24 protein-coding genes are annotated in these 25,485 nt (G+C 63.9%); 10 read left to right on the forward strand and 14 right to left on the reverse strand.

What is annotated here, in order from left to right; translation table 11 throughout:
• Nucleotides 1-17: 17 nt before the first annotated feature.
• The gene (locus NKI32_RS22740; RefSeq protein ID WP_353003679.1) at nucleotides 18-1,787 is read right to left on the reverse strand and encodes an acyl-CoA dehydrogenase family protein; all 1,770 of its coding nucleotides are present in this window, start codon (nucleotides 1,785-1,787) and stop codon (nucleotides 18-20) included.
• A 447-nt stretch (nucleotides 1,788-2,234) separates the two neighbouring features.
• Here NKI32_RS22740 and NKI32_RS22745 point away from each other — a divergent pair, with 447 nt between their 5' ends.
• Nucleotides 2,235-3,347, forward strand: a complete 1,113-nt coding sequence (locus NKI32_RS22745; protein ID WP_023723281.1) for a glycoside hydrolase family 25 protein — start codon at nucleotides 2,235-2,237, stop codon at nucleotides 3,345-3,347.
• Nucleotides 3,348-3,350: 3 nt separating this feature from the next.
• Here NKI32_RS22745 and purD read toward each other — a convergent pair whose 3' ends face one another.
• Together purD and NKI32_RS22755 are read right to left on the reverse strand one after the other, a co-directional pair.
• Complete coding sequence (purD, locus tag NKI32_RS22750) at nucleotides 3,351-4,637, reverse strand: phosphoribosylamine--glycine ligase (protein WP_353003682.1); 1,287 nt, start codon at nucleotides 4,635-4,637, stop codon at nucleotides 3,351-3,353.
• A 145-nt stretch (nucleotides 4,638-4,782) separates the two neighbouring features.
• Nucleotides 4,783-5,577: a phytanoyl-CoA dioxygenase family protein gene (locus NKI32_RS22755; protein ID WP_353003684.1), complete on the reverse strand. Its 795-nt coding sequence runs from the start codon at nucleotides 5,575-5,577 to the stop codon at nucleotides 4,783-4,785.
• Between the two features lie 91 nt (nucleotides 5,578-5,668).
• On the opposite strand from NKI32_RS22755, the gene NKI32_RS22760 reads away from it, so the two are divergent.
• Both NKI32_RS22760 and ubiA read left to right on the forward strand, forming a co-directional pair.
• Entirely contained in the window at nucleotides 5,669-6,580 is a 912-nt protein-coding gene (locus NKI32_RS22760; protein ID WP_353003686.1) for a LysR family transcriptional regulator, read from the forward strand.
• Nucleotides 6,581-6,631: 51 nt separating this feature from the next.
• Entirely contained in the window at nucleotides 6,632-7,615 is a 984-nt protein-coding gene (ubiA, locus tag NKI32_RS22765) for a 4-hydroxybenzoate octaprenyltransferase (protein ID WP_353003709.1), read from the forward strand.
• Nucleotides 7,616-7,789: 174 nt separating this feature from the next.
• On the opposite strand, the gene NKI32_RS22770 is transcribed toward ubiA, so the two are convergent.
• From NKI32_RS22770 to NKI32_RS22780, 3 genes are all read right to left on the reverse strand, one after another.
• Nucleotides 7,790-8,356, reverse strand: coding sequence for a DUF6101 family protein (locus NKI32_RS22770; protein ID WP_023668457.1), 567 nt, complete (start codon nucleotides 8,354-8,356; stop codon nucleotides 7,790-7,792).
• Between the two features lie 183 nt (nucleotides 8,357-8,539).
• Entirely contained in the window at nucleotides 8,540-9,970 is a 1,431-nt protein-coding gene (locus NKI32_RS22775; protein WP_353003688.1) for an FAD-binding oxidoreductase, read from the reverse strand.
• An 18-nt stretch (nucleotides 9,971-9,988) separates the two neighbouring features.
• A complete protein-coding gene (locus tag NKI32_RS22780; RefSeq protein WP_353003691.1) occupies nucleotides 9,989-10,954 on the reverse strand; it encodes an L-threonylcarbamoyladenylate synthase in 966 nt (321 codons plus the stop codon).
• A 372-nt stretch (nucleotides 10,955-11,326) separates the two neighbouring features.
• Here NKI32_RS22780 and NKI32_RS22785 point away from each other — a divergent pair, with 372 nt between their 5' ends.
• Together NKI32_RS22785 and NKI32_RS22790 are read left to right on the forward strand one after the other, a co-directional pair.
• Entirely contained in the window at nucleotides 11,327-11,779 is a 453-nt protein-coding gene (locus tag NKI32_RS22785) for a hypothetical protein (protein ID WP_352512919.1), read from the forward strand.
• A gap of 165 nt (nucleotides 11,780-11,944) precedes the next feature.
• On the forward strand, nucleotides 11,945-12,328 hold the full coding sequence (locus tag NKI32_RS22790) for a hypothetical protein (RefSeq protein WP_352512920.1): 384 nt from the start codon (nucleotides 11,945-11,947) through the stop codon (nucleotides 12,326-12,328).
• A gap of 75 nt (nucleotides 12,329-12,403) precedes the next feature.
• On the opposite strand, the gene glyS is transcribed toward NKI32_RS22790, so the two are convergent.
• The 3 genes from glyS to NKI32_RS22805 form a co-directional block, all read right to left on the reverse strand.
• On the reverse strand, nucleotides 12,404-14,908 hold the full coding sequence (gene glyS / locus NKI32_RS22795; RefSeq protein ID WP_353003694.1) for a glycine--tRNA ligase subunit beta: 2,505 nt from the start codon (nucleotides 14,906-14,908) through the stop codon (nucleotides 12,404-12,406).
• A gap of 306 nt (nucleotides 14,909-15,214) precedes the next feature.
• The gene (locus tag NKI32_RS22800; RefSeq protein ID WP_353003696.1) at nucleotides 15,215-15,616 is read right to left on the reverse strand and encodes an endonuclease domain-containing protein; all 402 of its coding nucleotides are present in this window, start codon (nucleotides 15,614-15,616) and stop codon (nucleotides 15,215-15,217) included.
• A gap of 397 nt (nucleotides 15,617-16,013) precedes the next feature.
• A complete protein-coding gene (locus NKI32_RS22805) occupies nucleotides 16,014-16,934 on the reverse strand; it encodes a glycine--tRNA ligase subunit alpha (RefSeq protein WP_023696573.1) in 921 nt (306 codons plus the stop codon).
• Between the two features lie 200 nt (nucleotides 16,935-17,134).
• Here NKI32_RS22805 and NKI32_RS22810 point away from each other — a divergent pair, with 200 nt between their 5' ends.
• Nucleotides 17,135-17,596 (forward strand): GNAT family N-acetyltransferase, encoded by a 462-nt coding sequence (locus NKI32_RS22810; protein ID WP_023687114.1) that lies wholly within the window; start codon nucleotides 17,135-17,137, stop codon nucleotides 17,594-17,596.
• A gap of 205 nt (nucleotides 17,597-17,801) precedes the next feature.
• Here the strand turns inward: NKI32_RS22810 and NKI32_RS22815 are convergent, their stop codons facing one another.
• From NKI32_RS22815 to NKI32_RS22835, 5 genes are all read right to left on the reverse strand, one after another.
• Nucleotides 17,802-19,577: a tetratricopeptide repeat protein gene (locus tag NKI32_RS22815; protein ID WP_353003711.1), complete on the reverse strand. Its 1,776-nt coding sequence runs from the start codon at nucleotides 19,575-19,577 to the stop codon at nucleotides 17,802-17,804.
• 191 nt (nucleotides 19,578-19,768) lie between these two features.
• On the reverse strand, nucleotides 19,769-20,185 hold the full coding sequence (locus tag NKI32_RS22820; RefSeq protein ID WP_023740684.1) for a DUF1284 domain-containing protein: 417 nt from the start codon (nucleotides 20,183-20,185) through the stop codon (nucleotides 19,769-19,771).
• A gap of 109 nt (nucleotides 20,186-20,294) precedes the next feature.
• Entirely contained in the window at nucleotides 20,295-20,885 is a 591-nt protein-coding gene (locus tag NKI32_RS22825) for a biotin transporter BioY (RefSeq protein ID WP_353003698.1), read from the reverse strand.
• A gap of 351 nt (nucleotides 20,886-21,236) precedes the next feature.
• Nucleotides 21,237-21,905: a GntR family transcriptional regulator gene (locus NKI32_RS22830; protein WP_023702055.1), complete on the reverse strand. Its 669-nt coding sequence runs from the start codon at nucleotides 21,903-21,905 to the stop codon at nucleotides 21,237-21,239.
• Nucleotides 21,906-21,992: 87 nt separating this feature from the next.
• Nucleotides 21,993-23,009, reverse strand: coding sequence for a polyprenyl synthetase family protein (locus tag NKI32_RS22835; protein WP_023668471.1), 1,017 nt, complete (start codon nucleotides 23,007-23,009; stop codon nucleotides 21,993-21,995).
• Nucleotides 23,010-23,230: 221 nt separating this feature from the next.
• On the opposite strand from NKI32_RS22835, the gene NKI32_RS22840 reads away from it, so the two are divergent.
• The 4 genes from NKI32_RS22840 to NKI32_RS22855 all read left to right on the forward strand — a co-directional run bounded on the left by NKI32_RS22840 (nucleotide 23,231) and on the right by NKI32_RS22855 (nucleotide 25,485).
• On the forward strand, nucleotides 23,231-23,455 hold the full coding sequence (locus tag NKI32_RS22840; protein WP_023692106.1) for a putative signal transducing protein: 225 nt from the start codon (nucleotides 23,231-23,233) through the stop codon (nucleotides 23,453-23,455).
• Nucleotides 23,455-24,249, forward strand: a complete 795-nt coding sequence (locus tag NKI32_RS22845; protein WP_353003700.1) for a tRNA1(Val) (adenine(37)-N6)-methyltransferase — start codon at nucleotides 23,455-23,457, stop codon at nucleotides 24,247-24,249. Before NKI32_RS22840 ends, NKI32_RS22845 begins: the two co-directional genes overlap by 1 nt.
• A 120-nt stretch (nucleotides 24,250-24,369) precedes the next feature.
• On the forward strand, nucleotides 24,370-25,227 hold the full coding sequence (locus NKI32_RS22850) for a S49 family peptidase (RefSeq protein ID WP_023823454.1): 858 nt from the start codon (nucleotides 24,370-24,372) through the stop codon (nucleotides 25,225-25,227).
• A 72-nt stretch (nucleotides 25,228-25,299) separates the two neighbouring features.
• A complete protein-coding gene (locus NKI32_RS22855; RefSeq protein WP_023668475.1) occupies nucleotides 25,300-25,485 on the forward strand; it encodes a membrane protein in 186 nt (61 codons plus the stop codon).

Below are 25,485 nucleotides of genomic sequence, written 5' to 3' on the forward strand. Positions count from 1 at the left end.
GGTGAGCGCTCTGGTATTCAGGCCGTTATCAGCGCCTTGCCGGCGGTAGCGAGGCTCTCGGCGCCATCGATGACGCGTTCCTTCAAGGCGCTGACTTCGCCGAGCAGGTTTTCGGCGAAGAAGCGGCAAAGGGCGATGCGGCTTTGCTCGGCAAGTCCGCCGCGCGCCAGATAGGCGCCGCCGGCAGCAAGCGAGATCAGCCTGAGATAGGGTGTCGCACCGGCCTGAGCTTCGTCCAGACGGCCGTCGGCTAGCAGTTTCTGCAGGAAGCGCGTCGCCTCGGTGAGATCGTCGAACGCCTGGTCAAGCGCTTCGGCGGTGCGGCCGAAGCCCTGCAGGTTCGAGGTCCGCACCTCGTCGGCGATGGCCTTCAGTTCGGCGATATAGCCATGCACATGCTCGCCGCCGCCAAGCGGCAATTTGCGGGCTACAAGGTCGATCGCCTGGATGCCGTTGGTGCCTTCATAGATCGGCGCAATGCGGGCGTCGCGATAGAGCGCGGCCGCGCCCGTCTCCTCGATGAAGCCCATGCCGCCGTGGACCTGGACGCCGAGCGATGCGACATCGACGCCGATATCGGTGGAAAAGGCCTTGGCCAGCGGCGTCAGCAGATTGGCGCGGTCGCGCCAATGCGCGGCCTGATCGCCGGGCGAGACTCGCGCGAGGTCGATGGCATGGGCGCAGGAATAGCTGATGGCGCGGGCGATCTGGGTCAAAGCCTTCATGGTCAAGAGATTGCGCTGCACGTCGGGGTGATGGACGATCGGCGCCATCCCGGCGCCTGAAAAGTCCGATGCCTTGCCCTGGCGGCGCTCATTGGCATAGGCGATCGCCTTCTGCGTCGCGGCTTCGGCCACTGCCACGCCCTGCATGCCGACGCAAAGCCTCGCGTTGTTCATCATGGTGAACATGCAGGCGAGCCCCTTGTTCTCCTCGCCGATCAGCCAACCGATGGCGCCGGGCGCAGCACCCTGGAACCCGTCGCCATAGATCATGGTGCAGGTCGGCGAGGCATGGATGCCGAGCTTGTGCTCGAGGCCCGAACAGAAGACGTCGTTGCGGGCGCCGAGCGAGCCGTCATCATTGACCAGGAATTTCGGCACCAAAAACAACGAAATGCCGCGCGTGCCGGCCGGCGCATCCGGCAGCCGCGCCAGCACCAGATGGATGATGTTGTCGGTGAAATCATGCTCGCCATAGGTGATGAAGATCTTCTGGCCGAAGATGCGGTAGGTGCCGTCGCCGGCAGGCTCGGCGCGGGTGCGCAAGGCGGCGAGATCGGAACCGGCCTGCGACTCGGTCAGGTTCATCGTCCCCATCCACTCGCCGGAGACGAGCTTTGCCAGATACTTTGCCTTCAGCGCTTCGGAGGAATGCTTGTCCAGCGCCTCGACGGCGCCCATGGTCAGCGTCGGGCCGATGCCGAAGGCCATGGCGGCGGAGTTCCACATCTCGAGCGCGGCAACGCCGAGCATGGTCGGCAGGCCCTGGCCACCAAATTCTTCCGGCCCCGGCAGCGCGTTCCAGCCACCGTCGATCCAGCTGCGGTAAAGCGCCTTCCAACCGGGCGGCATGGTCACGGCTGCATCCTTCAGCACCGCGCCGTGCTGGTCGCCGATCTTGTAGAGCGGCGCCACCTCCTCGCTGGCGAAGCGGCCGGCCTCGGCCAGGATGGCGTCGACAAGGTCTTCGCCGAGGTCCCCGAACGCGCCGCTGTCGAGTGCCGGCTTGAGCCCGGCGACATGCTTGAGCGTGAACGAAATGTCGTCGACCGGGGCCTTGTACATGCCGCTTCTCCTCCGCTGCTCCGATCGCTCGATCCTAGGACCCGGGCCGATGCAAAACCATCCGCCTATGGGCGGCCTCCGGCGTTCTTTTTACGTAAACGTCAAACTTTGTCACGCGGATTTTCATCGAACTCCGTCGTCCACGGGTGGAGCGGGAGCGTAGCGGACGCCGAGTACCATGTCGCGACCTCGCGCCAGGGGCGCAACGGTGCAGAATTCCGCGCCGTGGCAACGCTTCGAAGTCGCGGAATGCATACTATGGTCCGCGCCGCGTCGCTTCGCTCCTTGCTCCGCCATAGAATGAAGAAGTCGCGAGAGCGACAGGACTCCTGCCCGAAAGCACTTCCTTAACCATACCGGTCCACCATCGGTGTTTGGTCAGCGGGGATCCCCTGTTTGAAAACGCCGGCGCATCTTCTTCGCCGCTCAGCGATCGCTCTCGCGGCGATGATGGCGCTGACGTCAGCGGCTACAGCCTCGGACTTTTCCGAGCCTTGGCGGGATGGCGACCGCGCGCTGGTGGTCGACGCCTATGAATACAATTCCATCGACTGGGCGCAGCTTGCAACCGACAAGCGCATTGTCGGCTTCATCAACAAGGCCTCCGACGGGCTGCCGCCGCCCTATTTCTGCTACGGCGACGAGCCTACGGTCAAACTCTGCAAGACATTGTGGAAACGCTTTGCGGTGACGCGCGAGCTGTTTCAGACGCGCAAGGTGGTGGCCAAGGCGCTCGGCCTGAAATGGGGCGCGTATCATCTTGCCCGCCCCGGCAATCCGCTCGAGCAGGCCAACAGTTTCATCGATTTCGCCGAGCCAGCCCCTGACGATCTGCTCGCCCTCGATCTCGAAGGCAACGACCCCTCGCAATGGATGTCGCTCGAGGATGCCGAGGAATTCGTGCGCCAGGTGCACCGGCGGCTCGGCCGTTTCCCGATCCTCTACACCAACGGCAAGACCGCCCAGTACATCGCCGACAACCGCTACCAATACCGTCTGCTGTCGCGGCTGCCGCTCTGGTATGCGCGCTACAAGCCCGACATCGACGTGCATTTTCCGATGGGCAACTGGCAGGGCTATGCGCTGTGGCAGTTCTCGGCGCAGGCCAATTGCGGGCGCCTGCGCTGCCCCTACCGCGTCGCCGGCACGCCCAACGATATCGACGTCAACGTCGCGCCGATGGACGCGGCGGCACTGCGCCAGCAATGGCCCTTCGGCGGCCTGATCGACGTGCCGCCCGACTACCTCGCCTCGATACCGGTGCCGGTGTCGCGCGCGGCCGGGCTCGCCGGCAAAGTCACCATCACATACGCCGATGTGGCGACGCCACCGACGGTCGAGGAAATGGTGGCGGTGCTCGGCGCGCGCTGGCAGACATTCCGCGCCGCCTTCCGCATGCCGGTGGTCAAGACGGTGCCGCGCCGCGCGCGCTTCGGCATTGCCGAGTATGTCGCCTGGAAGCGGACCACGTATCGTTCGGAGGCTCTGCTCGAGGCCGCCTTCTCGCAGGCCGCCGACCCGGTCAGCACCGCTTCGACGGAACTGGTTCGCGAGCGCTGAGGCTTATGTGGCGGCGCTGGCCTTTTCCCGCGCCACCGCCTGCCAGCCTATGTCGCGGCGGCAGAAGCCTTGCGGCCAGTCGATACGGTCGAGCGCGGCGTAAGCGCGGCTTTGCGCTTCGCCCACCGTCTTGCCTGATGCCGTGACGTTGAGCACGCGGCCGCCATTGGCGACCAGCGCGCCGCCATTGATGGCAGTGCCGGCATGGAAAATCTCAACGCCTTCGCCAGCGGCTTCGTCGAGACCCCGAATGACCGAGCCTTTTTCCGGCGTCCCGGGATAGCCCTGTGCCGCCATCACCACGGTCAGCGCGGCATCGTCGCGCCAGCGGATCGAACTGTGCGCCAACTGGCCGTCGACGGCGGCGTTGAGCAGCACCAGCAGATCGTCCTTCAGCCGCATCATCAGCACCTGACACTCGGGATCGCCCAAGCGGGTGTTGTATTCGATCAGCTTCGGCCCCTTGTCGGTGATCATCAGCCCGGCAAACAGAATACCGGCGAACGGCGCGCCAAGCTCGGCCATGCCGCGCATGGTCGGCTCGACGATCTCGCGCATGGTGCGCTCGACCATTTCGGGGCTCATCACCGGCGCCGGCGAATAGGCGCCCATGCCGCCGGTGTTGGGGCCGGTATCGCCATCGCCGACGCGCTTGTGGTCCTGCGCGGTGCCAAAGGGAAGTGCGGTCGTGCCGTCGCACAGGCAGAAGAAACTCGCCTCCTCGCCGGTCATGAATTCCTCGACTACTACCTCAGCGCCGGCGTCACCGAATGCGCCGTCGAAACAAGCATCGAGGGCGGCGCGCGCCTCGTCCAGCGTCATGGCGATGGTGACGCCCTTGCCGGCGGCAAGCCCGTCGGCCTTGATGACGATCGGCGCGCCGACCTTTTCGACATAGGCTTTCGCCGAGGCAAGATCGGTGAAGCGGCCATAGGCGGCAGTCGGGATGCCGTATTTGGCGCAAAGGTCCTTGGTAAAACCTTTCGAGCCTTCGAGCCGCGCTGCCCGCTTCGACGGGCCGAAGACGCGGATGCCCTCGCCGCGCAGATCGTCGGCAATGCCGGCGACCAGCGGCCCTTCCGGCCCGACGACGACTAGGTCGATCGCATTGTCCTTGCAGAAGGTTGCGACAGCGGCATGGTCGCTAATGTTGAGCTTGACCAGTTCGGCCTCGCGGGCGACGCCCGGATTGCCGGGCGCGGCATAGAGCTTGGTCAAAAGCGGCGAGGCCGCGATCTTCCAGGCCAAGGCATGTTCGCGGCCGCCGGAGCCGATCAACAAAACGCGCATGCCGATGTCCCTTGTCATTTCACGACAGGGACTGCGCTATTGCGCTGCGCGGCGCGGGTCAAGACTTTTGGTCCGCTGCTTGCCGGTTGCGCACGGCAACGTCGCACGCACCGGCAAGCCGAAGCAGAAGCGCGGCTCTCGCGGCTCAGCTCTGGAAGACCACTGGAAACCAGTCCTCGCGCAGTTTCTGGCCGGGCTTCATGTCATGGCCGGGATAGGGCGGCGAGGTACGGCCGGGGCGCTCGACGTAGCGCGCGTCGTCGCCGACCCAGCGTAACGACAGCGCCCGGCGCCGCGCCGAGGTAAGATTGCCGCGCGCGCCGTGCGCGGTGCGGAAGTCGAACAGGATGGCGTCGCCCGGCTCCATCTCCCATTCGAGCACCTTCAGCGACGGGTCGTTGTCGGGATCGGGCACCGGCCGATAGTTGCCCTCGCCGGCATAGAAATTATCATCGTTAAGCCAGCGCACCGGCAGCACCATCTTGTCCCATTTGTGCGAGCCGGCGATCAGCCGCAGCGTCGCCTCCTTGACCGGATCGATCGGGATCCAGAAGCTGACTGTCTGAGTGCCGTCGACGAAATAGTACGGAATGTCCTGGTGCCAGGGCGTCGGCTTCTGGGTGCCCGGCTCCTTGACCAGCACATGGTCGTGGAAGAACTGCGCGCTGCGCGACTGCATCGCGGCTGCGGCCAGTTCGGCGGCGGGCGAATTGCGCACCACGTCGAAGAATTCGGGAATGCGCTCCCAGTTGCAGTAATCGTCGAAGAAGCTGCCTTTGCCGTTGGCGATGTCCGACGCCGCGGCGCTGCGGTTTTGCATGTTGCGCTCGATGCCGGCGGCGATGGTGCCGACCCAGTCTTTGAAAGCGCCGCGTATGCAGACCGCGCCGTCGCGCTGGTAATCGGCAATCGCTGCGGCATCGATATGTCTGGCGGCCATCTCATGTCTTCCCTGTTTCGATGACCGACTATCGCAGCCGCCGCACATCGCGTAAAATAATAACTTCTCATCTCTCTTATAGTTTTAGACTATGAATCTGACCCTCACCCAGCTGCGTTACCTCGTCGCCGTCGCACGGCATGGCAGCGTCACCGCGGCCGCGCGGATGCTGAACGTCTCACAGCCGTCGATCTCGGTGGCGATCGACAATGTCGAAGCGACGCTCGGCCAGAAATTGTTCGTGCGCCAGCGCGGCAGCGGCATCGCGCTGACTTCGTTCGGCCGCAGCGCGGTGGCGAAGGCAAAGCAGGTGCTGGCCGAAGCGGACGAACTGGTTGGGCTCGGGACGCGCGACGCCGATGTCGGGGGCGAACTTGTGCTCGGCTGCTTCGAGGATCTGGCGCCCTATTTCGCGCCGGCGCTGATCCGCGCTTTTTCGCAGCGCTGTCCGGCGGTCACCGTAGTCGTGCGCGACGAGACCTTCGAGACGCTGGGCCGGCGGCTCGGCGATGCGGCAATAGATCTCGGCCTGACCTACGATCTCGGCTTGCCCTCGCACTTCGCCCGCATCCTGCTGCACGAGCTGCGGCCGCACGCGCTTCTGCCGCAGGGCCATGCGCTGGCCAGCCAGGCGAGCGTCAGCCTGGCGGAGCTGGCGACCCATCCCTTGATCACCACCGACCAGCCGCACAGCTGGCAGCATATGCTGGACCTGTTCCTCAGCCGCGGCCTGTCGCCGGTCTCGCAATCGACGGCGAGTTCGTTCGAACTGCAGCGCAGCATGGTCGCCAACGGCTTCGGCGTCGCGGTGAGCTACACCAGGCCTTATGGCGACAGGAGTTATGACGGGCTGCCGCTGGTCTGCAAGCCGCTGTCCGATCCGCTGCCGATGCAGCGCATCATCCTCACCCATGACACAAGGCAAAGGCTGTCGAAGGCGGCGCTGGCCTTCACGGAGGTGGCGAAGGAATGGTTTGGCAGCCACGATATTTTCACCGCCTGAGCGACAATGCGGCCGCTTGACGGCGCACGCCGCTGCTGCCACTCCAGCACGATGGAAACCATCCAGTCGAAAGCCGCACAGGGCCGCGTCGCCGACGCGCCGAGCGGCCATTGGGTCTACAAGATATTGCCGCGCTGGCTGTGGCCTTACGCGCAGCTTGCGCGCTGGGACCGGCCGATCGGCTGGCAATTGCTGCTGTGGCCCTGCTGGTGGTCGGCAGCGCTAGCGGCCAGCGCCTATCCGCGCGCAAGCGACCCGCTGCTCACATTGCTCCCGTCGCCATGGTTCCTGTTCCTGTTCTTCGTCGGCGCCGTCGCCATGCGCGGCGCCGGCTGCACCTATAACGATATTGTCGACCAGGACATCGACAACAAGGTCGAGCGCACGCGCTCGCGGCCATTGCCGGCCGGCAAGGTGACGCGCCGCCAGGCCTGGGCGTTCCTGGTCATCCAGGCCTTGCTGGGCCTCGTCGTGCTGCTGCAGTTCAACGACTTCGCCATTCCGCTCGGCATCGTCTCGCTGGTCATCGTTGCCGTCTATCCCTTCATGAAGCGCTTCACCAACTGGCCGCAATTGGTGCTCGGGCTCGCCTTCTCCTGGGGTGCGTTAATGGGCTGGGCGGTCGAGTTCGGCGATCTCGATGGCCCGGCCATCATGCTCTATATCGGCTCGATCCTGTGGGTGATCGGCTACGACACCATCTATGCACATCAGGACAAGGAAGACGACGCCATCGTCGGCGTGCGCTCGACGGCGCGGCTGTTCGGCGACAACACCAAGACCTGGCTGGTCGGGCTTTATGGCGGCACGCTGGTCTGCTTCGCCATCGCCTTCGCCTCGGCGCAGGCGCCTGTGGTGGCGCTGGCCGGGCTGATCGCCGCCGGCGCGCATATGGCGCGGCAGATAGCGGTTCTGGATATCAACGATCCCGATCAATGCCTGCGGCTGTTCAAATCGAACAACCAGGTCGGCTGGCTGATCTTCCTCGGCCTGATCGGCGGTGCGCTGTGGGTGGCGCTGAAGCCGCTGGTGTAGGCTCCCTCTTCCTTCTCCCCTTGTGGGAGAAGGTGGATCGACGCGCAGCGCCGAGACGGATGAGGGGTGCTCCAGCGGAGTGAGGCGTTGGCGTTCCCTGGAACACCCCTCATCCGTCTTGCCGCTTCGCGGCAATCCACCTTCCCCCACAAGGGGGGGAAGGAGAAGAGCGCTCTATTCTCTCGAAATAATCTCCTGGCCGTCGATCACCAGTCTCAGCCCGAGATTGCCGGCCCTGCGGCGGGCGAGGAAGCGCGGGCGGCGCGTGGTCGAGACCCGGCCCTTGCGGCGATCCTTTGCCGGCAGCGCCTTGATGGCGGCGCCGAGCGATTCCTCAAGCGTGCGGGCAATGCCGTCGGATTCGATCAGCAGCATCTGCAGCCGGTAAGCATCGGCCCAGGCGCGCCAGTCGGCGGCGACGTCGTCGAGATCGTCGGCCACCAGCAGCGGCACCGACAGCATCGGGTCGTTGTGCAGGAGTTCGAGGGTTACCGTGACATTGCCTTGCGCATCCTCCATCGCGCGGGCGGCGACGCCGCGAAACGCGTTGGCGGGCAGCGCGATGATCGCCGGCACGCCGCTCATCTCGAGCGTGCGGCGGATGACGGCGCCGCGCTGGTCGATGGTGAAGGTAACGTCGCCATAGTCGTCGCGCGTGGCATAGCTCACCACTTGCGGCAGGCGGAATGGGTCGAGGCGCATGTTGCGCCCGGCCCAGACGGGCTTCAATACACTGTTCATCTGCTGCCTTCCTGTGTTTCTCCTGAGAGCCGTTTTGCGGGTCTCTCCGGGCCGGTTTTCCCGGCCTCGTTGTGTGAAACATTAGCGCGAGCTTCTGCCGCCCGGCTTAAGAAAGTCAGTTAAATTTTGCTGATCTCAGGCGATGGTTATCGGAATGAGACCAGCCACAAAATGTTGAAAGGATCAGATAACCTTACCGGGATTCATGATGCCGGCCGGATCGAAGACGGCCTTCACCCGGCGCATCAGTTCGATCGCCATTGGCGGCGCGGTGGCGATCAGTTCGTCGCGCTTCAACTGGCCGATGCCATGCTCGGCCGAGATCGAACCGTGGAAGGAGCGCACGACATCGTGCACGGCATGGTTCATGGCGTGGTAGAGGCCGAGAAACGCTTCGTCGTCACCGCCCTCCGGCCGGGAGATGTTGTAGTGCAGATTGCCGTCGCCCATATGACCGAAGCAGACCACGCGCGCCTGCGGACTGACCGAAGCCACTGCACCGGCCGCCTTTTCGATAAACGCCGGGATGGATGCCACCGGCACCGAAATATCATGCTTGATCGAAGCACCTTCGGGCTTTTGCGAATCCGGCAGCACCTCGCGGAAGTTCCAGAACGCGTCGCCCTGCGCCAGGCTGGCCGCGATCACCGCGTCGCCGACGATGCCTTGTTCGAGGCCTGCCGACAGCACTTCTTCGATCAGCCCCCTGGCGTCCTCGGCCAAACGGCCCGACGACACCTGCATCAACACATACCATGGCCAATCCTGCGCCAGCGGCCGCGTGACGCCCTGCGCATGGCGCAGCGTGAAATCATAAGGACGCTGGCCGATCAGCTCGAAGGCGGTGAGTGCCGCCCCTGCCCGGTCCATCGCCAGGCTGAACAGCGCAAGCGCTGCTTCCGGCGACGACAGGCCGGCAAAGGCGACTTCGCGCCCCTTGGGCTTGGGAAACAGTTTCAGCACCGCCGCGGTGATGATGCCGAGCGTGCCTTCGGCGCCGACGAACAGGTTCTTCAGATCGTAGCCGGTGTTGTCCTTCTTCAGTTTGCGCAGATCGTCGAACACCTCGCCGGTCGGCAGCACGACTTCGACACCAAGGCAGAGTTCGCGCGCATTGCCATAGGCAAGCACGCCGGTGCCGCCGGCATTGGACGAGAGATTGCCGCCGATCTGGCAGGACCCTTGCGCGGCAAGCGACAGCGGAAACAGCCGGTCGGCGGCGTCGGCGGCTTCCTGCAGCGTCTGCAGGATGACGCCGGCCTCGACGGTTACCGTGTTGGAGAAGACGTCGATCTCGCGAATGCGGTTCAGCCGCGACAGCGACAGCACGATCTCGCGGCCGGAGGCATCCGGCACCTGGGCGCCGACCAGCCCGGTGTTGCCGCTTTGCGGCACGACCGGCGTTCCCGTCTCGCTCGCCAGGCGCATGATCCGGCTGACCTCGTCGACGCTGCCGGGACGCAGCACCAAGGCGGTCCTGCCGTGCCATAGGCCGCGCCGCTCGGTAAGATACGGCGCAATATCGGCCTGGTCGCGCAGCGCATATTTGTCGCCGACGATTGCCGCGAAGCGGTCGATGAGAGCGGGGTCGAGGTCGAAGGGTGCGTCGTTCATGGGCGCAAACTATGGCGCTCAGTCGAGCTTGTCACGGGGGGCAGCGGCACGAAACAGCCGATCGTTGATCGCCTCGCCGAGCCCTTCGACCGGGATCGGCTCGACGGCGATCGTCGCCGCGCCGCTGCGGTCGAGTTCCTGCAAATACGCGAACAGATTGCTTGCGGCTTCGCGCAAATCGCCCGATGCGGACAGGTTGCGCAAGGCGGCCGCCGCTTGCCAGCCTTCGGCGCGGTCGCCACCAAAGGCCAGCAAGGCCTCGCCTTCAGCCACACTCTGTGCATCGAGCCGCACCGATGCGCTCGGCGCATAATGCGACGCCAGCATGCCGGGCGCCTCGATGCCGGCTGTCGCGCCGCGCTGCAGCTTGATGCCGGTGACGGCCTCGACATCGGCGGCGGCGATGCCGCCTGGCCTCAGCTGCCGCACGCTGTTGCCTTCGACCTTGACGATGGTCGATTCCAGCCCGACCGGGGTGGCGCCGCCATCGACCACCAGCCGGATTTTGGCGCCGAGATCGGCCGCCACGGCTTGCGCCGTCGTGGCGCTTATCTTGCCCGAAGAGTTCGCGCTGGGCGCGGCCAGCGGCCGGCCGAGCCTGGCGATCAGCTCGCCGCCGAAGCCCCTCGGCATGCGGAGCGCGATCGTATCGAGCCCGGCGGTGACCAGCGGATGGATGCCGTTGCCGGGTCGGAGCGGCAGCACCAGCGTCAGCGGCCCCGGCCAGAACGCCTCGGCCAGCCGCTTCGACAGCGGGTCGAAGATCGCAATGCGCTCGGCCATCGCGAGATCGGCGACATGGGCGATCAGCGGGTTGAAGCGCGGCCGGCCCTTGGCTTCGAAGATGCGGGCGACGCCAACGCCATTGGTGGCATCGCCGGCCAGTCCGTAGACGGTTTCCGTCGGGATGGCGACAACTTCGCCGCCCTCGAGCAGCGCCAACGCCCGCTCCATCGCTTCGCCGACGGATAGTATCTCAGCCACTCGCTTCACCTCACAGGCGCCGGACCTAAAGCGCGTCGCGCTGAACCGGATTCATGCGACGCGCTTTAGGTCTTTGTTTTGATGCATGTCGTTCTCTCAAAACCGGGGCCACTTTTGAACGACATGCATTAGAGCGGTTCAGCGGTTCGCTGAAACGCTCTAAGTATTTGTTTTTGCGCAATTCCGGACGGAAAACCGCTACTCACTTTTCCTGGAATTGCTCTAATACGGCAGTGGTTTTCGGGCAAGCCGGCGTTGGCGAATTATCAATGCCTAAAATGCTACGTTTCCCTGCAAGCCGGCATCAATCCACTGGGGTTAAGGCTATTTGCGGTTAGGGCTGGCGGCTTGTCGGGCAAGGGGACGGTTTCGATGTCGATGCGTGTGCTTGGAGCGCTTGGTTTCACCCTGGCGGCGATGACTGGTGGGGCGCACGCCTCGTCGATCGTCTTTCTCGGCGTCTCGACCTCGACGCCATCGGTCATCAAGGTTGGCGGATCCGAACCGGTCAGGATCGCCTCGTCGCCATCGATCGTCGCACTCGGCGATGCCCAGCCCGATGTGACTTATGAAAAGGTCGCGGCGATCCCCGAAAAGCCTAGGCAGGACCCGATGATCATTCGCGGCGGCATCGTCGGCGGCGCCTTCGCCGCGCCGGCTCCGGCCAGGGCGAGCGCCGCGGCGCCGGCAACTGAGCCGACGGCAGAGACCGCACCAGCCGGAACTGCAACGGCATCGAACGGCAAGCCCGAGTCGCAACCGGCAGCGCCGCAGCCGGCAGCAACACCGCAGCAGCTGATCGAGGGCGTCGGCAAAGCCGAGTAGGCCATTCAGCCAAAACAGTCGGCCAAGACAGTCGGCCGATCCATGCCGCTTGACGCGGATCGACGCCCCGGCGCACGATCGGCTTGGCGGCGGCGGCCCCAATTTCGCCAATCGGGTTTGGCATGAGCGCGCCGGGTTCTAGGAGAGCGAGGGGTTATCATGAACATGACGAAATCTTTGACTATTGCCGGCCTGTTGCTGGCGTCACCTATAGCTGTCGGCGGCGCGCAGGCCGGTGACGAGCTAGGGTCCTACGTCGCGCGCATTTCCGATCGCGACCACCATGCCAGCGACGGCTATGGGCTGAGCAGCGCAGCACAGATGGTGCGGCAGGACCGTGCCAACTGGCACAAGTTCCACCGGCGCGATGCCGACGACCAGGGCGATGACTGGTTCCGCAGCAACGATGATCGCGCGTATCTGGAACGCATGCTGAAGCGCGGTGGCGCGATGAGCTCCTCGACACGGAACGCCATCGTCAATGGCGAGCCGCTGATCCAGGTCGACGTCTATTCAGACAGCGTGCATGTCAGCATTTTGGAGGACTGACGGGTCAGCCTCGGGAGGACTGAAAACAAGACGGGCGGCGTGTGAACGCCGCCCGTGTTCGGGCTTGTCCGTCGCTTAGCCAGCTATTCTGGAAAAATCCGCGACCTGATCGGTGGCCGTGCGGATGCGAGCCAGCAGCGCCAGGCGGTTGGCGCGCACGGCCTGGTCCTCATCATTCACGAGAACGCGTTCAAAGAATGAATCAACCGGTTCACGCAACACGCTAAGCGCCAGCATGGCGGCGGAAAAGTCTTCGTTTTGAATCGCTTCGCCGGCTTCTCTCTCCGCCTGATTCACCGCCGCAAACAGCGATTTCTCGGCCTCCTCGCGAAACAGCGCCGGCTCAACAGTCGCGGCGACACGCGTTTTCTTCTTCTCCTCGGCAGCCAGAATGTTGGCCGCGCGCTTGGTGCCGGCGAGCAGGTTCTTGCCGTCCTCGGTGTCGAGGAAGTAGCCGAGCGCTTCGACGCGGCGCACGATCTGCAGGAGGTCATCCGACTGCGGCGTGATGACCGCATCGATGAGATCGTGGCGGGCGCCCTGGTCGCGGAGATAGACTTTCAGGCGGTCGTGGAAGAAGGCGATGAGGTCGGAGAGAACTTCTAACGAGCCTCGAAACGTATACACCTCCGCGATCTGACCGCTTTCAAAACGTGCATAGTTACAGCCGTCTGTTAGGTAAATCTCCCGACCTTCGTCCGAAAAATCATACTGCCCCCAAAGGGTGTCCGGATGGTCCTCTGGCAATTCAAAGTCCGTCGGATCTATCTCCGTTACCACTAGCTTGCGGCTGTGCAGCCGGTCGTATTGGGCGGTATGAGCAGCTCTTAGCAAACTCAACATTGCCAGCTTGATGCCATTCTCGACCAATATCCTGACTACACCCAGTGCGGCCCTTCTCAGCGCGTAAGGGTCCTTAGACCCCGTCGGCTTTTCATCAATGGCCCAGAAACCGACCAGCGTATCGATTTTATCGGCCAGCGCGACGGCAATCGACACCGGATCGGTCGGCACGCGATCAGACGGGCCTTGCGGCTTGTAGTGCTCCTCGATGGCCGCAGCCACGGACGGATGCTCGCCCTGCAGCAGCGCGTATTTGCGCCCCATGGCGCCTTGCAGTTCCGGAAACTCGCCCACTGCTTCGGTCGTAAGATCGGCCTTGGCGAGCACCGACGCACGCCCGGCGAGCGCGGTAATCTCCCCCCTTGAGGGGGAGATGTCGCCGAAGGCGACAGAGGGGGTCGTCTCGCGTGGAGCGCCAACTCCCTCTTTCTTCGAGAGACCGGGCGGCGTCGCGGCAGCCGAAGCGACCCCCTCTGGCCTGCCGGCCATCTCCCCCTCAAGGGGGGAGATTGACTGCGCCACTGTTGGCGCCAGTTCCTCCGCCAGCCGCTTGATCCGCTGCACCCGCTCGCCTTGCGTGCCGAGCTTGGCGTGGAAGGTGACGTTGAGATGGTCGAGGCGGGCCATGCGCTGGTCGAGCGGCTTTTTCAGATCGAGCCCGAATTTCTTCGCCGACGCCTCGAGCTGCTCCAGATCCGGCAGATCGCCCTGGTCGGTCTTCCAGAAATACAGCGCGTCCGACAGGCGGGCACGCACCACCTTGCCGTTGCCGTGCGCGATCTCCTTGCCGCCGTCCTTGGCCTCGATGTTGGCGGTGAGGATGAAGCGGTTGGAGAGGTTTTCGCCGTCGCCTTGCGGACGGGTGACAAAGCATTTCTGGTTGGCGCGGATGGTCAGCCGGACCACCTCGGGCGGAATGGCAAGAAAGGCCTGCTCGAATTCGCCCATCAGCACCACCGGCCATTCGACCAGGCCCGACACTTCCTCCAGCAGCCCTTCGTCCTCGACCAGATCGAGCCCGTTGGCGAAGGCGAGGTTGCGGGCGTCGGCAAGGATGATCTCCTTGCGCCGGTCGCCGTCGAGCACGACCTTGGCCGCTTCCAGCTTGGTCACGTAATCGTCGAAGCGGCGCACGGTGATTTCACCCGGCGCCATGAAACGATGGCCATAGGTGATATTGCCCGAGCGGATGCCATCGATCTCGAAATCGACCACCGCCGGCTCCTCGGTCTCCGGGCCGAAGGTGCACAGGATCGTCTGCAGCGGCCGCACCCAGCGCAGCGAACCGGGCTTGGCCGAAGCCGGCCCCCAGCGCATCGATGTCGGCCACGGGAAGCTGCGAATGATGGCCGGCACCAGTTCGGCGACGATTTCTTCCGCCGCCCTGCCCGGCTTCGAAATATGGGCGACGTAGAAATCGCCCTTCTTCGGATCGGAATGGACATGCGCCTCGCCAACCGAGGCAAGGCCTGCCTTGCGCAGAAAACCCTGCACCGCCTGTTCCGGCGCCGCCGTCGACGGCCCCTTGATCTCCTCGTGGATGTCCTTCGAGCGCGCGGTCAGGCCCCTGACATCGAGCGCCAGGCGCCGCGGCGTCCAGTATTCGCGCGCGGCGTCATAGGTCAGACCCGCCTCGACCAGACCGTCGGTCAGCATCTTCCTGAGATCGCCCGCCGCCTTGCGCTGCATGCGGGCGGGGATTTCCTCGGAGCGAAGTTCTAGCAAAAGATCAGGCATCAGAGTTTCTCCACCCGCATGCCTTCTTCCTGTTTGCGCGTCCTCGCGCCTCCGGCGCTGCGGGCGCGCAGCCGGGCCGGTATTTCCTCGGAGCGAAATTCCAGCAACAAATCCGGCATCAGAGTTTCTCCACCCGCATGCCTTCTTCCCGTTTGCGCGTCCTCGCGCCTCCGGCGCTGCGGTTGCGCGGCTGGGCGGGAATCTCTTCCGAGCGGAGTTCTAGAAGCAGGTCAGGCATGGTCAGGCTCCCACCCTCCCCTCGATGGGGAGGGTCGGCGCGCAGCGCCGGGGTGGGGTGGCGACCTCTCAGCCGCCGATACCTTCGGCACCATCGCGCAAACGCAGGTGTGATTTTCGTTCTTCCACCGCCGCATAGATCGTATCGAGCACGGAATCCAGTTCGTTTTTGATTTCATGGTTCCAGAAGCGGATGACTCGATAACCCTGGCTCTCAAACCATTTCGTTCGACGTTCGTCATGGTGCTGTTGGCCATCGAAGCTGTGATGGACACCGTCCACCTCAATGATCAGCTTCAGCCGGTGGGAGGTGAAATCAGGGAAGTAAACGCCTACCGACGCCTGCCTGCGAAAATGAGTGCCTTCTACTGGAATGCGCCACAGATGCCGCCACAGGATGCGTTCCTCGTCGGTCATCGCCGCGCGAAGCCTTTGCGCAGACTGCAGCTTGAATCGATCGAGTTTTGGCATGGAACGTCGCGCTGTCACCCCCACCCGCCGCTTCGCGGCGACCTCCCCCATCTAGGGGGAGGTAAGAGGGCATAGCAACTCGGCTGACCGCTGTTTCCAGAAATTTTGACCGCCCCTGTCGGGCCGCAACCAGCCCGCCCGTCCTTGGATCAAAGATTTCCATGAACCAAACGCAGCGCTGAAGCGACCAACGCTCAGGCAGGGACCTATTGGCTGAACGACCATGAAAACGGCATCGAGACTCCTCCAGATCATCGCGCTCAGCGCCTGTTTCGCCGCGCAAGTGCATGGCGCCTTCTCAATGCCGGGCGTACGGCAGGCTATGCGGACCATGGCCGGATCGACTGGCCCGATGTTGGCCCCAATCAACATGTCCCCCGAAATGATGAAGTGAACCTCAGGCGGCGAGCCCGCCGGCCTGGGTCTGCAAAAATGCCTCGCCGCAGGCCTTCGCCAGATTGCGCACCCGCAGGATGTAGCTCTGCCGCTCGGTCACCGAAATCACGCCGCGCGCGTCGAGCAGGTTGAAGACGTGGCTGGCCTTGATGCACTGGTCATAGGCCGGGAAGACCATGCGGTGCATCGGCAGATTGTCGTTCGAAGCCGGGGCGCCGGCCGCGAGCAGCGCCTTGCATTCGGCTTCGGCGTCCTCGAAATGCCTGAGCAGCATGGCGGTGTTGGCATATTCGAAATTGTGCCTGGAATATTCCTGCTCGGCCTGCAGGAAGACATTGCCATAGGTGACTTTTTCGGCGCCTTCTCGGCCATTGAAGTTGAGGTCGTAGACATTGTCGACGCCCTGCACATACATGGCCAGCCGCTCCAGGCCGTAGGTCAGTTCTCCCGCCACCGGCGCGCATTCGATGCCGCAGACCTGCTGGAAATAGGTGAACTGCGACACTTCCATCCCGTCGCACCAGCACTCCCAGCCGAGCCCCCAGGCGCCAAGCGTCGGGCTTGCCCAGTCGTCCTCGACGAAGCGAATGTCGTGCAGCAACGGATCGACGCCGATTGCCTTGAGCGAGCCGAGATAGAGTTCCTGCAGGTTCGGCGGGTTGGGCTTCAGGATCACCTGGTACTGGTAATAATGCTGCAGCCGGTTGGGGTTTTCGCCGTAGCGGCCGTCCTTGGGCCGGCGCGAGGGCTGGACGTAGGCGGCGTTCCAGCCCTTGGGCCCGAGCGCGCGCAGCGTGGTGGCCGGATGGAAGGTGCCGGCGCCGACTTCCATGTCGTAAGGCTGCAGGATGACGCAGCCATAGGCGGCCCAGTAATTGTGCAGGGTCAGGATCAGCCCCTGGAACGAGCGGCTGGGATGCATATGGACTGGACTGTCTGACGTCACGGCGGCCTCGGAAAGCGCTGAAATGATGCCATTCCCTAGTTGCCGGGCCGGTAGGCGTCAAGGCAGCGCCTATCGCCGCCTTGATGAGAGGTTGAACGCTTTGCTTCGGACTGGCCCATTGCCGGACGGTGCCGGTGGCCGTTTGCTCGCCCAGCTTCAACGACAAAGGTTCAGCCATGCAAGGCCAGTTCACCGTACGCCCCGTCACCCGAGAGGATTACGAGCAATGGCTGCCGCTGTGGGACGGCTACAATGCGTTTTACGGCCGCTCGGGCGAGACCGCCTTGCCCGGTGACATCACTGCAATGACATGGTCGCGCTTCTTCGATGCCTATGAGCCGATGCATGCGCTGGTCGCCGAGAGCGAAGGCAAGCTTCTCGGCCTTGTCCACTATCTCTACCACCGCACCACGACGGCGATTTCGCCGAACTGCTATCTGCAGGATCTCTTCACCAATGAGGCGTCGCGCGGCAAGGGCGTCGGCCGGGCACTGATCGAAGACGTCTATACCAGGGCGCAAACCGCAGGCTCCAGCCGCGTCTACTGGCTGACACACGAAACCAACCACACGGCGATGAAGCTCTACGACAAGATCGGCGATCTCTCGGGGTTCGTCGTCTACCGAAAGCTGTTCTAGAATGAGCGCCAACGCTGGGTCTGCGCCGCGTCGCTTCGCTCCTTGCTCCGCCATAGAATGACGATCGCGATAGGGCGTCTCTATCTCTTTGTTTCTGTCGCAATTCCGAACGGAAAACCGCGCACACTTTCCTGGAATTGCTCTAAGACGCCAAGCCGAAAAAACGGGGCTCAGCGAGCCCCGTTTCATAAGAAGTATGGCCCGATCACCCCTTCGGCGCTGGCGGGGTGGCCGGCTTGACCTTCGGGGTTTCCTGCGCCGTGTTGGATTCGATCGGCGGCAGGCCCTTCATCAGCTTCTGCTGCAAAATGGCAAGCACATCGGGATCCGGCTTCAGGTCGCGCGCCTGGTTCCACTGGAATGTGGCTTCGAGCTTGCGGCCGACGCGCCAATAGGCATCGCCGAGATGGTCGTTGAGCACCGGATCTTCCGGCTTGAGCGACACGGCGCGCTCCATTTCGCGCACGGCGTCCTCGAACCGGCCCATGCGGAAATAGGCCCAGCCCAGCGAATCGACGATGTAGCCGTCGCTTGGCCTGAGGTCGACGGCCTTTTGGATCATCGCCAGCCCTTCCTTGAGGTTCATGTTCATGTCGACCCAGGAATAGCCGAGATAGTTCAGCACCTGCGGCTGGTCGGGGAACAGTTCCAGCGCCTTGAGGAAGTTCGGTTCGGCCTTGGGCCATTCCTTCAGCCGCTCATAGGCGATGCCGCGCTGATAGTAGATGTTCCAGTTGGCATTGGTCGGCGTCTTCAGCACCGCGACCGCCTTGTCGTAGAGAGTGGCGGCGGAGCGGAAATCCTCCTTCGAGGCATAGACCCCGCCCAGCGCCAGATAGGCGCGCATGTCATCGGGGTGAGCTTCGACGAATGCCTTGAGATGGGCGATCGCCTCGTCGTGACGGTTGAGATCGGCAAGGTTGAGGCCGAGCTGCAGGTCGGAAAGCTCCTTCAGCGGCGAGGAGGCTGGAATGCGGCTATAGAGCGCAATGGCGCCTTCGCCGTCCTTCAGCTGCTCCGCAACGGCCGCAAGCTGCACCAAAGCGGCGTCGCTGTCGGGCTTGAGCGCGAGCGCATATTGCAGATAGAGGCGCACGAACGGCTCGCCGCCGCCGCGATTGAGCGCGATGGCGAGGTCGAGCAGGATTTCAGCGGCGCCCTCGGAGGGACTGGCGACGAAGGGCTCGATCTTGTCGCCCTTGCTGATCCTGTCGCGAAGCGCCTGGATGTCGAGCTTGCCGGGCGCGAACGCCTCGGCCTTGTCGAGCACGTAGAGCGCCTTGTTCTTGTTGCCCTTGCGCGCCAGGAAAGACGCGTAGGCCTGGGCGTTGCGCATCCATGTCTCGGGCGCGGCACCGCCGGCCGTGACGTCGGTCAGGGTCGCGTCATAAAGCGCGTCGGCCTTGTCGGACAGGCCTGCGGCATCGGCGATCAGCGCGCGGTGGAAGGACTTGAACAGGCCGAACCAGTCAGGCCCCTGCAGTTTGTCGATCGAGGCCATCGCCCCGGTGGGGTCGCCGGCGCCCTCTTGTGCCCAGCCGGACATGACGCCGGAAATCAGCCGGTCGAGATCGGATTCGGGCGACAGCTTGAGCCAGTACTGCGCCTTGGTGAAATCCTTCTTGTGGAAGGAATCGACCGCCAGAGCCAGACGCGAGAAGCGCTCGACGTCGGGAACTGCCTTGAGCTTGTCGGCATAGACCAGCGATTCCTCGAAGCGGCCTTGCGCGATCAGCGACAGCATCAGGCTTTGCTGCAGCGAGGTGTCGCCGGGATTGAAGGCGAGCGCCTGCTTGTAATAAGCGATGGCGTTGTCGAGGTCGTTGTCGCCTTCGGCGATGCGGGCGGCGAGATAGGCGCCCGAGAAGGAGGTGATCTTGACCGGGTCGGTCGATTCCTTGGCGTAGGCAGGCAGCGGAGAAATCGCCATCCCTGCCACAATTGCCAGCCCCGCGAGCCAGCGCGCACGTCCTTGCCGCATCGTATCCCTTTCAGCCAAGCGCCATCCCGCGTCGGCGCGGAGAAGCCATAGACTCGATGTTTCCTGACAAAGCATGGCCTTTTTGGGGTCAGGCTTCAATCCGGGCCGAATTCACAATCGGGTCACCCGATTAACAAACCATGGCGACGCAGACACTGTCAGTTCCGACAATAGCAGATCGGGGTTGGGAGCTACAGCCTGACATCGCGATATCCGCCTGCCGCTATCGTGCTGCACAGGCCGGCCCACTCGCAACCCTGGCAGGCCTCACGCGTCACGCCGGCTGAAAAGGCCGCGCGCAAGGCGGCAAGCGTTGCCGCGTCGAGGCTGAAGCGGACGCCGGCCCGGATCGGCCGGGTCAGCAGCTTGCCGACATCGCGTGCTGCCAGCTCGTCCCGGCCTGCGGCGCTTTCGCGCAAGCAGTGGGGCTCGGCCTCGCCGAGCAGCGGCCGACAGATGTCGTCGGGGCCGGAGACGATCAGAATATCCTCGCCCCGGCCCAGACGTTTCGCGATCACGTCATAATTGGCGACGAAGGCTGCGCTGTACCCTTCGCCGATATAGGTTAGCAGGCAAAGCAGATGGTGGGAGCGCAGCCGGACGGTCATCGGTCAGGACGCGCCAGCGGAGCCTGTTCCATCCCGATGGTATCGGGATGGGGCTCCATCTTTTTGTTTGAGCATGATCTCTTCCGAAAACCGGACTCATTTTTCGGGATCATGCTCCTGCCGGGTCCGCCTTACCGGAAAACAGCTTGAGCGTCGCGGCGCCGAGCGCCGATTTCAGCAGGCCGCCGACGAGGAACGGCAGGAAACCGAAGGCGATGGCCTGTTCGAGGCCGATCATGACGGCGAGCCAGGCCGTTCCGAGAACCAGGCAGGCGAGGTTGCCGAGGACCATGCCGGCGAAGGCGAGCAGCACGCGGTTGCCGTTCCAGCCGCGCTCGGCCAGCCAGCCGACAAGCGCGCTGACGAGCGGGAAGGCGAAGAGATAACCGCCCGTTGCCCCGACGAAATACGACGCGCCCGCTGCCCCTCCGGACAGGACAGGAAAGCCCACGGCGCCCTCGGCGAGCCAGGCGATGATGGTCATGGCGCCAAGCCGCCAGCCATAAAGTGCGCCGACCAGCGTCACGGCGAAGGTCTGCATGGTGACCGGCACCGGCACCATCGGCACCTCGATCTGGGACAACAGCGCCAGAAACAGCGTACCGAGGACGACGGCCGCGGCCTGCCAGCTATGCGAGCGGGTTTGCAGGCGCAACGGGCTGAAGGACGGCTTGGACGGCGAAAAGTCGATGTCGGTCATGGTTGCTTCCTAGCTGGTTTGAAATTATAGATAATTTTGTTGTTCGATCTATTATCGAATCCATATTTGCGCGGGAATGGCAACCCTCACCCTAAAAAGGCTTGGGCTTGCGTGTCGAATAAAGGACATTTGGAAAGGCTGGCGGGACAGCACCCCCCTCTGGCCTGCCGGCCATCTCCCCCGCAAGTGGGGAGATCGGATGTCGCCTTTGCTTTCGCCAATGGCCGACGTTGCAGGACTAACGCAACGGCAAAGCTGTTGATCTCCCCGCTTGCGGGGGAGATGTCCGGCAGGACAGAGGGGGTGTGAAGGATCGCTACGCGCGGAATCCGACGACTTGTCCCTTCGTCCCTACCCGACGATGGCAAACGCTTCGCGCATCTTGCCCGACGCGGTCTTGACTGGTTTCTGGCCGATCCACTGCACGTGCCGGCCAAGCGTGGCGGCGGCCGATTCGGTGTTGCCTTGCCGCAGCGCGCTGAGGATCGCGCGATGATCCTGGTCGGTGCGGATTTCCCATTCCGAGCGCCAGGCGGCGAACAGGAAGCGGGCGCTTGCTGCGTGCAAATCGTCGATGGTGGCGATCAGCCGCGGCATGCCGCAGGGCGCCAGGATCAGCCGGTGGAAGGTGCGGTTGGCCTCCTCCCAAGAGCGGACATCGCGGGATTTGTCGCCGGCCTTTGTGGCTTCTTCGGCAAGATTGAGAATGGAAGCCGTCAGATGCGGCGCGGCATGGCGCAGCGCCAACACTTCGAGCGCTGCCCGCATTTCGGCGACTTCCCTTACCTCGCCGAGATCGAAAGCAGCGACGCGTACGCCCCGCCTGGGCTCACTGGCCGCCAGCCCTTGCGCCTCCAGGCGCCGAAAGGCCTCGCGCACCGGGACATGGCTGGTCTGGAATTCCTCGGCGATGTGATCCTGCCGCAGCCGGGCGCCGGGTTCGATCGCACCCGATATGATGCGATCCGCCAGCACCTTGCTGATGCGCACGGCGATGGTGTCGTCTGCGGTCTTTGCCATGTTTTATAGATAATTTGCGCCGCAACCGATTGTCGAGCGGTGATTGCCCGATTTTGCGTGCAAACTTGCTTTGGCGCCAGGCGCGGGTCAGTTCACCCGGCTGATGCAGAAGTCGATGACGTCGATCAGCGCCGATTTCTGCGGCGTCGCCTCCAGCGGCGCCAGCGCGTCGCGGGCGATCTCGCCGAAATGGCGGGCGCGGCCGATGGTGTCGGCAATGGCGCCATGGCGGGTCATCAGGCCGATGGCCTTTTCCAGTCCGGCATCGTCGGTGACATTGTCCTCGATGGCGCGCTTCCAGAAGGTGCGCTCGGCCTTGGTGCCGCGCCGGTAAGCGAGGATGACCGGCAGCGTAACCTTGCCTTCGCGGAAATCGTCGCCGACATTCTTGCCCAGCTCCTGGCTGGAGCCGCCATAATCCAGCGCATCGTCGATGAGCTGGAAGGCAAGGCCGAGATTCATGCCGTAGGAGCGCAATGCGGCGCGATCGTTGCGCGTCGCCGATGCGATGACCGGACCGACCTCGGCGGCAGCCGAGAACAGCGCCGCGGTCTTGGCCTTGATGACGGCGAAATGCTCGTCCTCGGTGGTATCGAGGTTCTTGGCGGCCGCCAGCTGCATCACCTCGCCCTCGGCGATGATCGAGGCGGCGCTGGACAGGATGTCGAGCGCTTCCAGCGAACCGACATCGACCATCATGCGAAAAGCCTGGCCGAGCAGGAAATCGCCGACCAGCACGCTCGCCTGGTTGCCCCAGATCATGCGGGCAGTCTTTTTGCCGCGCCGCATGCCGCTCTCGTCGACGACGTCGTCATGGAGCAGCGTGGCGGTGTGCATGAACTCGACCGCGGTGGCGAGCTTGACGTGGCCCTCGCCGGAATAGCCGAACATCTGGGCCGCCGCGAGCGTCAGCATGGGACGCAGCCTTTTGCCGCCCGACGAGATCAGATGATTGGCGACCTCCGGGATCATCTCGACGTCGGAGCCGGCCTTGGACAGGATCAGTTTGTTGACGCGCCCCATATCGGCTGCTGTCAGGTCGATGAGATCCTTGATGGAGGCGGGTTCCCGCTTCCCGTTTTCGATGTTGAGAACGACACCCACCAACAAACACTCCCGTCTTTGATCACGCGTGCGACGGCACCCTGGTCCCGCCTGGGACTCTAGGGCGGCACATACGGGCACGGCAAGAGGCGAATTGGCGCGGCTGCGGTGACGGCGTGTCAACCTTAGCGACCGCATGCCGTTGCCCGAAAACCGCTCCACACTTTTCGGCGCCATGCTCCAGCGTTTACATCAACGCTGCAACCTGCGAACTTCGTCCGATGATAGAACTCGTGCGCACCAACGATGCCGTGATCATCTCCTTTGTCGAATCGCTGATGCGCGATGCCGGGATTGCCTGCTTCGTCGCCGACCAGAACATGAGCATTCTCGAAGGGTCGATCGGTCTTTTGCAGAAGCGCGTCATGGTCGATGCCGACCAGGCCGATCAGGCGCGGCGCATCTTGAAAGACGCCGGCATCGAGAACGAAATCCGCCAGACATAATGGCTGAAGCGAGCGCGCTTACCAGCGATACGCCGGCCCATACGGTCGATGCCTTCCATCGCGGCCGCTTCTGGCTGGTCCAGCCCAGGACAGGGCATCGCGCCGGGATGGATGCCATGATGCTGGCGGCAGCAGTTCCATCCGGCTTTGCTGGACGCCTCGCCGATTTCGGCGCCGGCGCCGGTGCGGCGGGTCTTGCCGTGCTGTCGCGCTGCCCAGAGGCGCAGGTCGTGCTCGTCGAACGGTCGACCGAGATGGCAGCCTTCGCCACAACCACGCTCGCCCATCCCGGCAATGCGCATCTCGGCAATCGCGCCTCGGTGCTGACCGCCGACGTCACGCTGTCGGGCCGGGCGCGGACGCAAGCCGGCCTTGCCGACAATTCCTTCGATTTCGTCATCATGAACCCACCCTTCAACGCGGCACAAGATCGCGCCACGCCCGATCCGCTGCGGCGGCAGGCGCATGTGATGGAACAGGGGCTGTTCGAAAGCTGGATCCGGAGTGCGGCTGCCGTCGCCAAGCCGCGCGGGGGCCTGGCCGTCATTGCGCGGCCGGAACAGCTTGGCGACCTCCTCCATGCGCTGTCGGGCCGCTTCGGCGACGCCGAGATGCTGGCCGTGCATCCGCGCCCGGAAGCAGCCGCAATCCGCATTGTCGTCAGGGCAGTGCTCGGCGCGCGCGGCAAGCTGTCGATCCGCCAGCCTTTGATGCTGCATGGGCAAACGGGCGACGGCCCGTCGGAACGAACCGAGATGATCAACAACGGACTGGCGTCGCTGTTTGGCGATTGATTTGGGCCCGTCAGTGTCGTTGCCGCAAAACCGGCACACAGTTGGCTGAGATGGATTGCAGCATTGCCGTTGACCGGCAAATCCCTACATGCGTTGAAGCCATTTGGAGACAGCCACCTCGTGAAACGCCTTTTCAACCGCCTGCTGCCGAAATCCTGGCGATCCAGCGTCGTCACCATTCCCGTCATCAGGCTGCATGGCACCATCATGGCCGGCGGCGGCCCGTTCCGGCCGAGCCTCTCCTTAGCGTCCACCGCCGCCCTCATCGAAAAGGCGTTCCTGTTCGATGCGCCCGCCGTCGCCATTTCGATCAATTCGCCTGGCGGCTCGCCGGTGCAGTCGCGGCTGATCTTCAAGCGCATCCGTGACCTCGCGGTCGAGAAGAACAAGAAGGTGCTGGTCTTCGTCGAGGATGTGGCGGCCTCGGGCGGCTACATGATCGCGGTCGCCGGCGACGAGATCTTTGCCGATCCGTCCTCCATCGTCGGTTCGATCGGCGTCGTCTCGGCCTCCTTCGGCTTTCCCGAACTGATGAAGAAGATCGGTGTCGAGCGTCGCGTCCACACCGCCGGCCAGAACAAGGCGGTGCTCGACCCGTTCAAGCCGGAAAAGAAGGAAGACGTCGAGCGCCTGAAGGCGCTGCAGCTTGAGGTGCACGAGACCTTCATCGATCTGGTCAGAGAACGCCGTGGCACCAAGCTGAAGGACGATCCGGACCTGTTCACCGGCCTGTTCTGGACCGGCAAGAAAGGGCTGGAGCTTGGCCTCGTCGATGCGTTGAGCGACATGCGCACGGTATTGAAAACCCGCTTCGGCGCGAAAACCCAGCTCAGGCTGGTCACCGCGCCGCGTGGCCTGTTTGGACGTATCGGCCTGTTCGGCTCGAACTTTTCAGCGCCCGATATTGCCGCCGCCGCCGCAAGCGGCGTGATCGATGCGGCGGAAGAGCGCGCATTGTGGGCGCGCTTCGGGCTTTGAAAAAGCCGGGAAAGCGTCTAGCATGAGCGCTTGACAGTCTGCCTTGCCGTCTTGCGAGGGAGGAGCTTTGAAATGCCACAGATCATTTTCTTCGCAGTTGTCGGCGCCGCCGCTTATTTCGGCTACCGCACTTTCGTCCGCGAGGCCGAACGCGTGACCGCCAAGGTGCGGCGCACCGAAAAGCAGGCAGCCAACGGCACCAACGGCACGCTGGTCCAGGATCCCAAGACCGGCGAATACCGCCTGGCCAAGGACTGA

Origin of the sequence: Mesorhizobium sp. M0761, assembly GCF_040320205.1 — a bacterium.
Classification (GTDB): domain Bacteria; phylum Pseudomonadota; class Alphaproteobacteria; order Rhizobiales; family Rhizobiaceae; genus Mesorhizobium.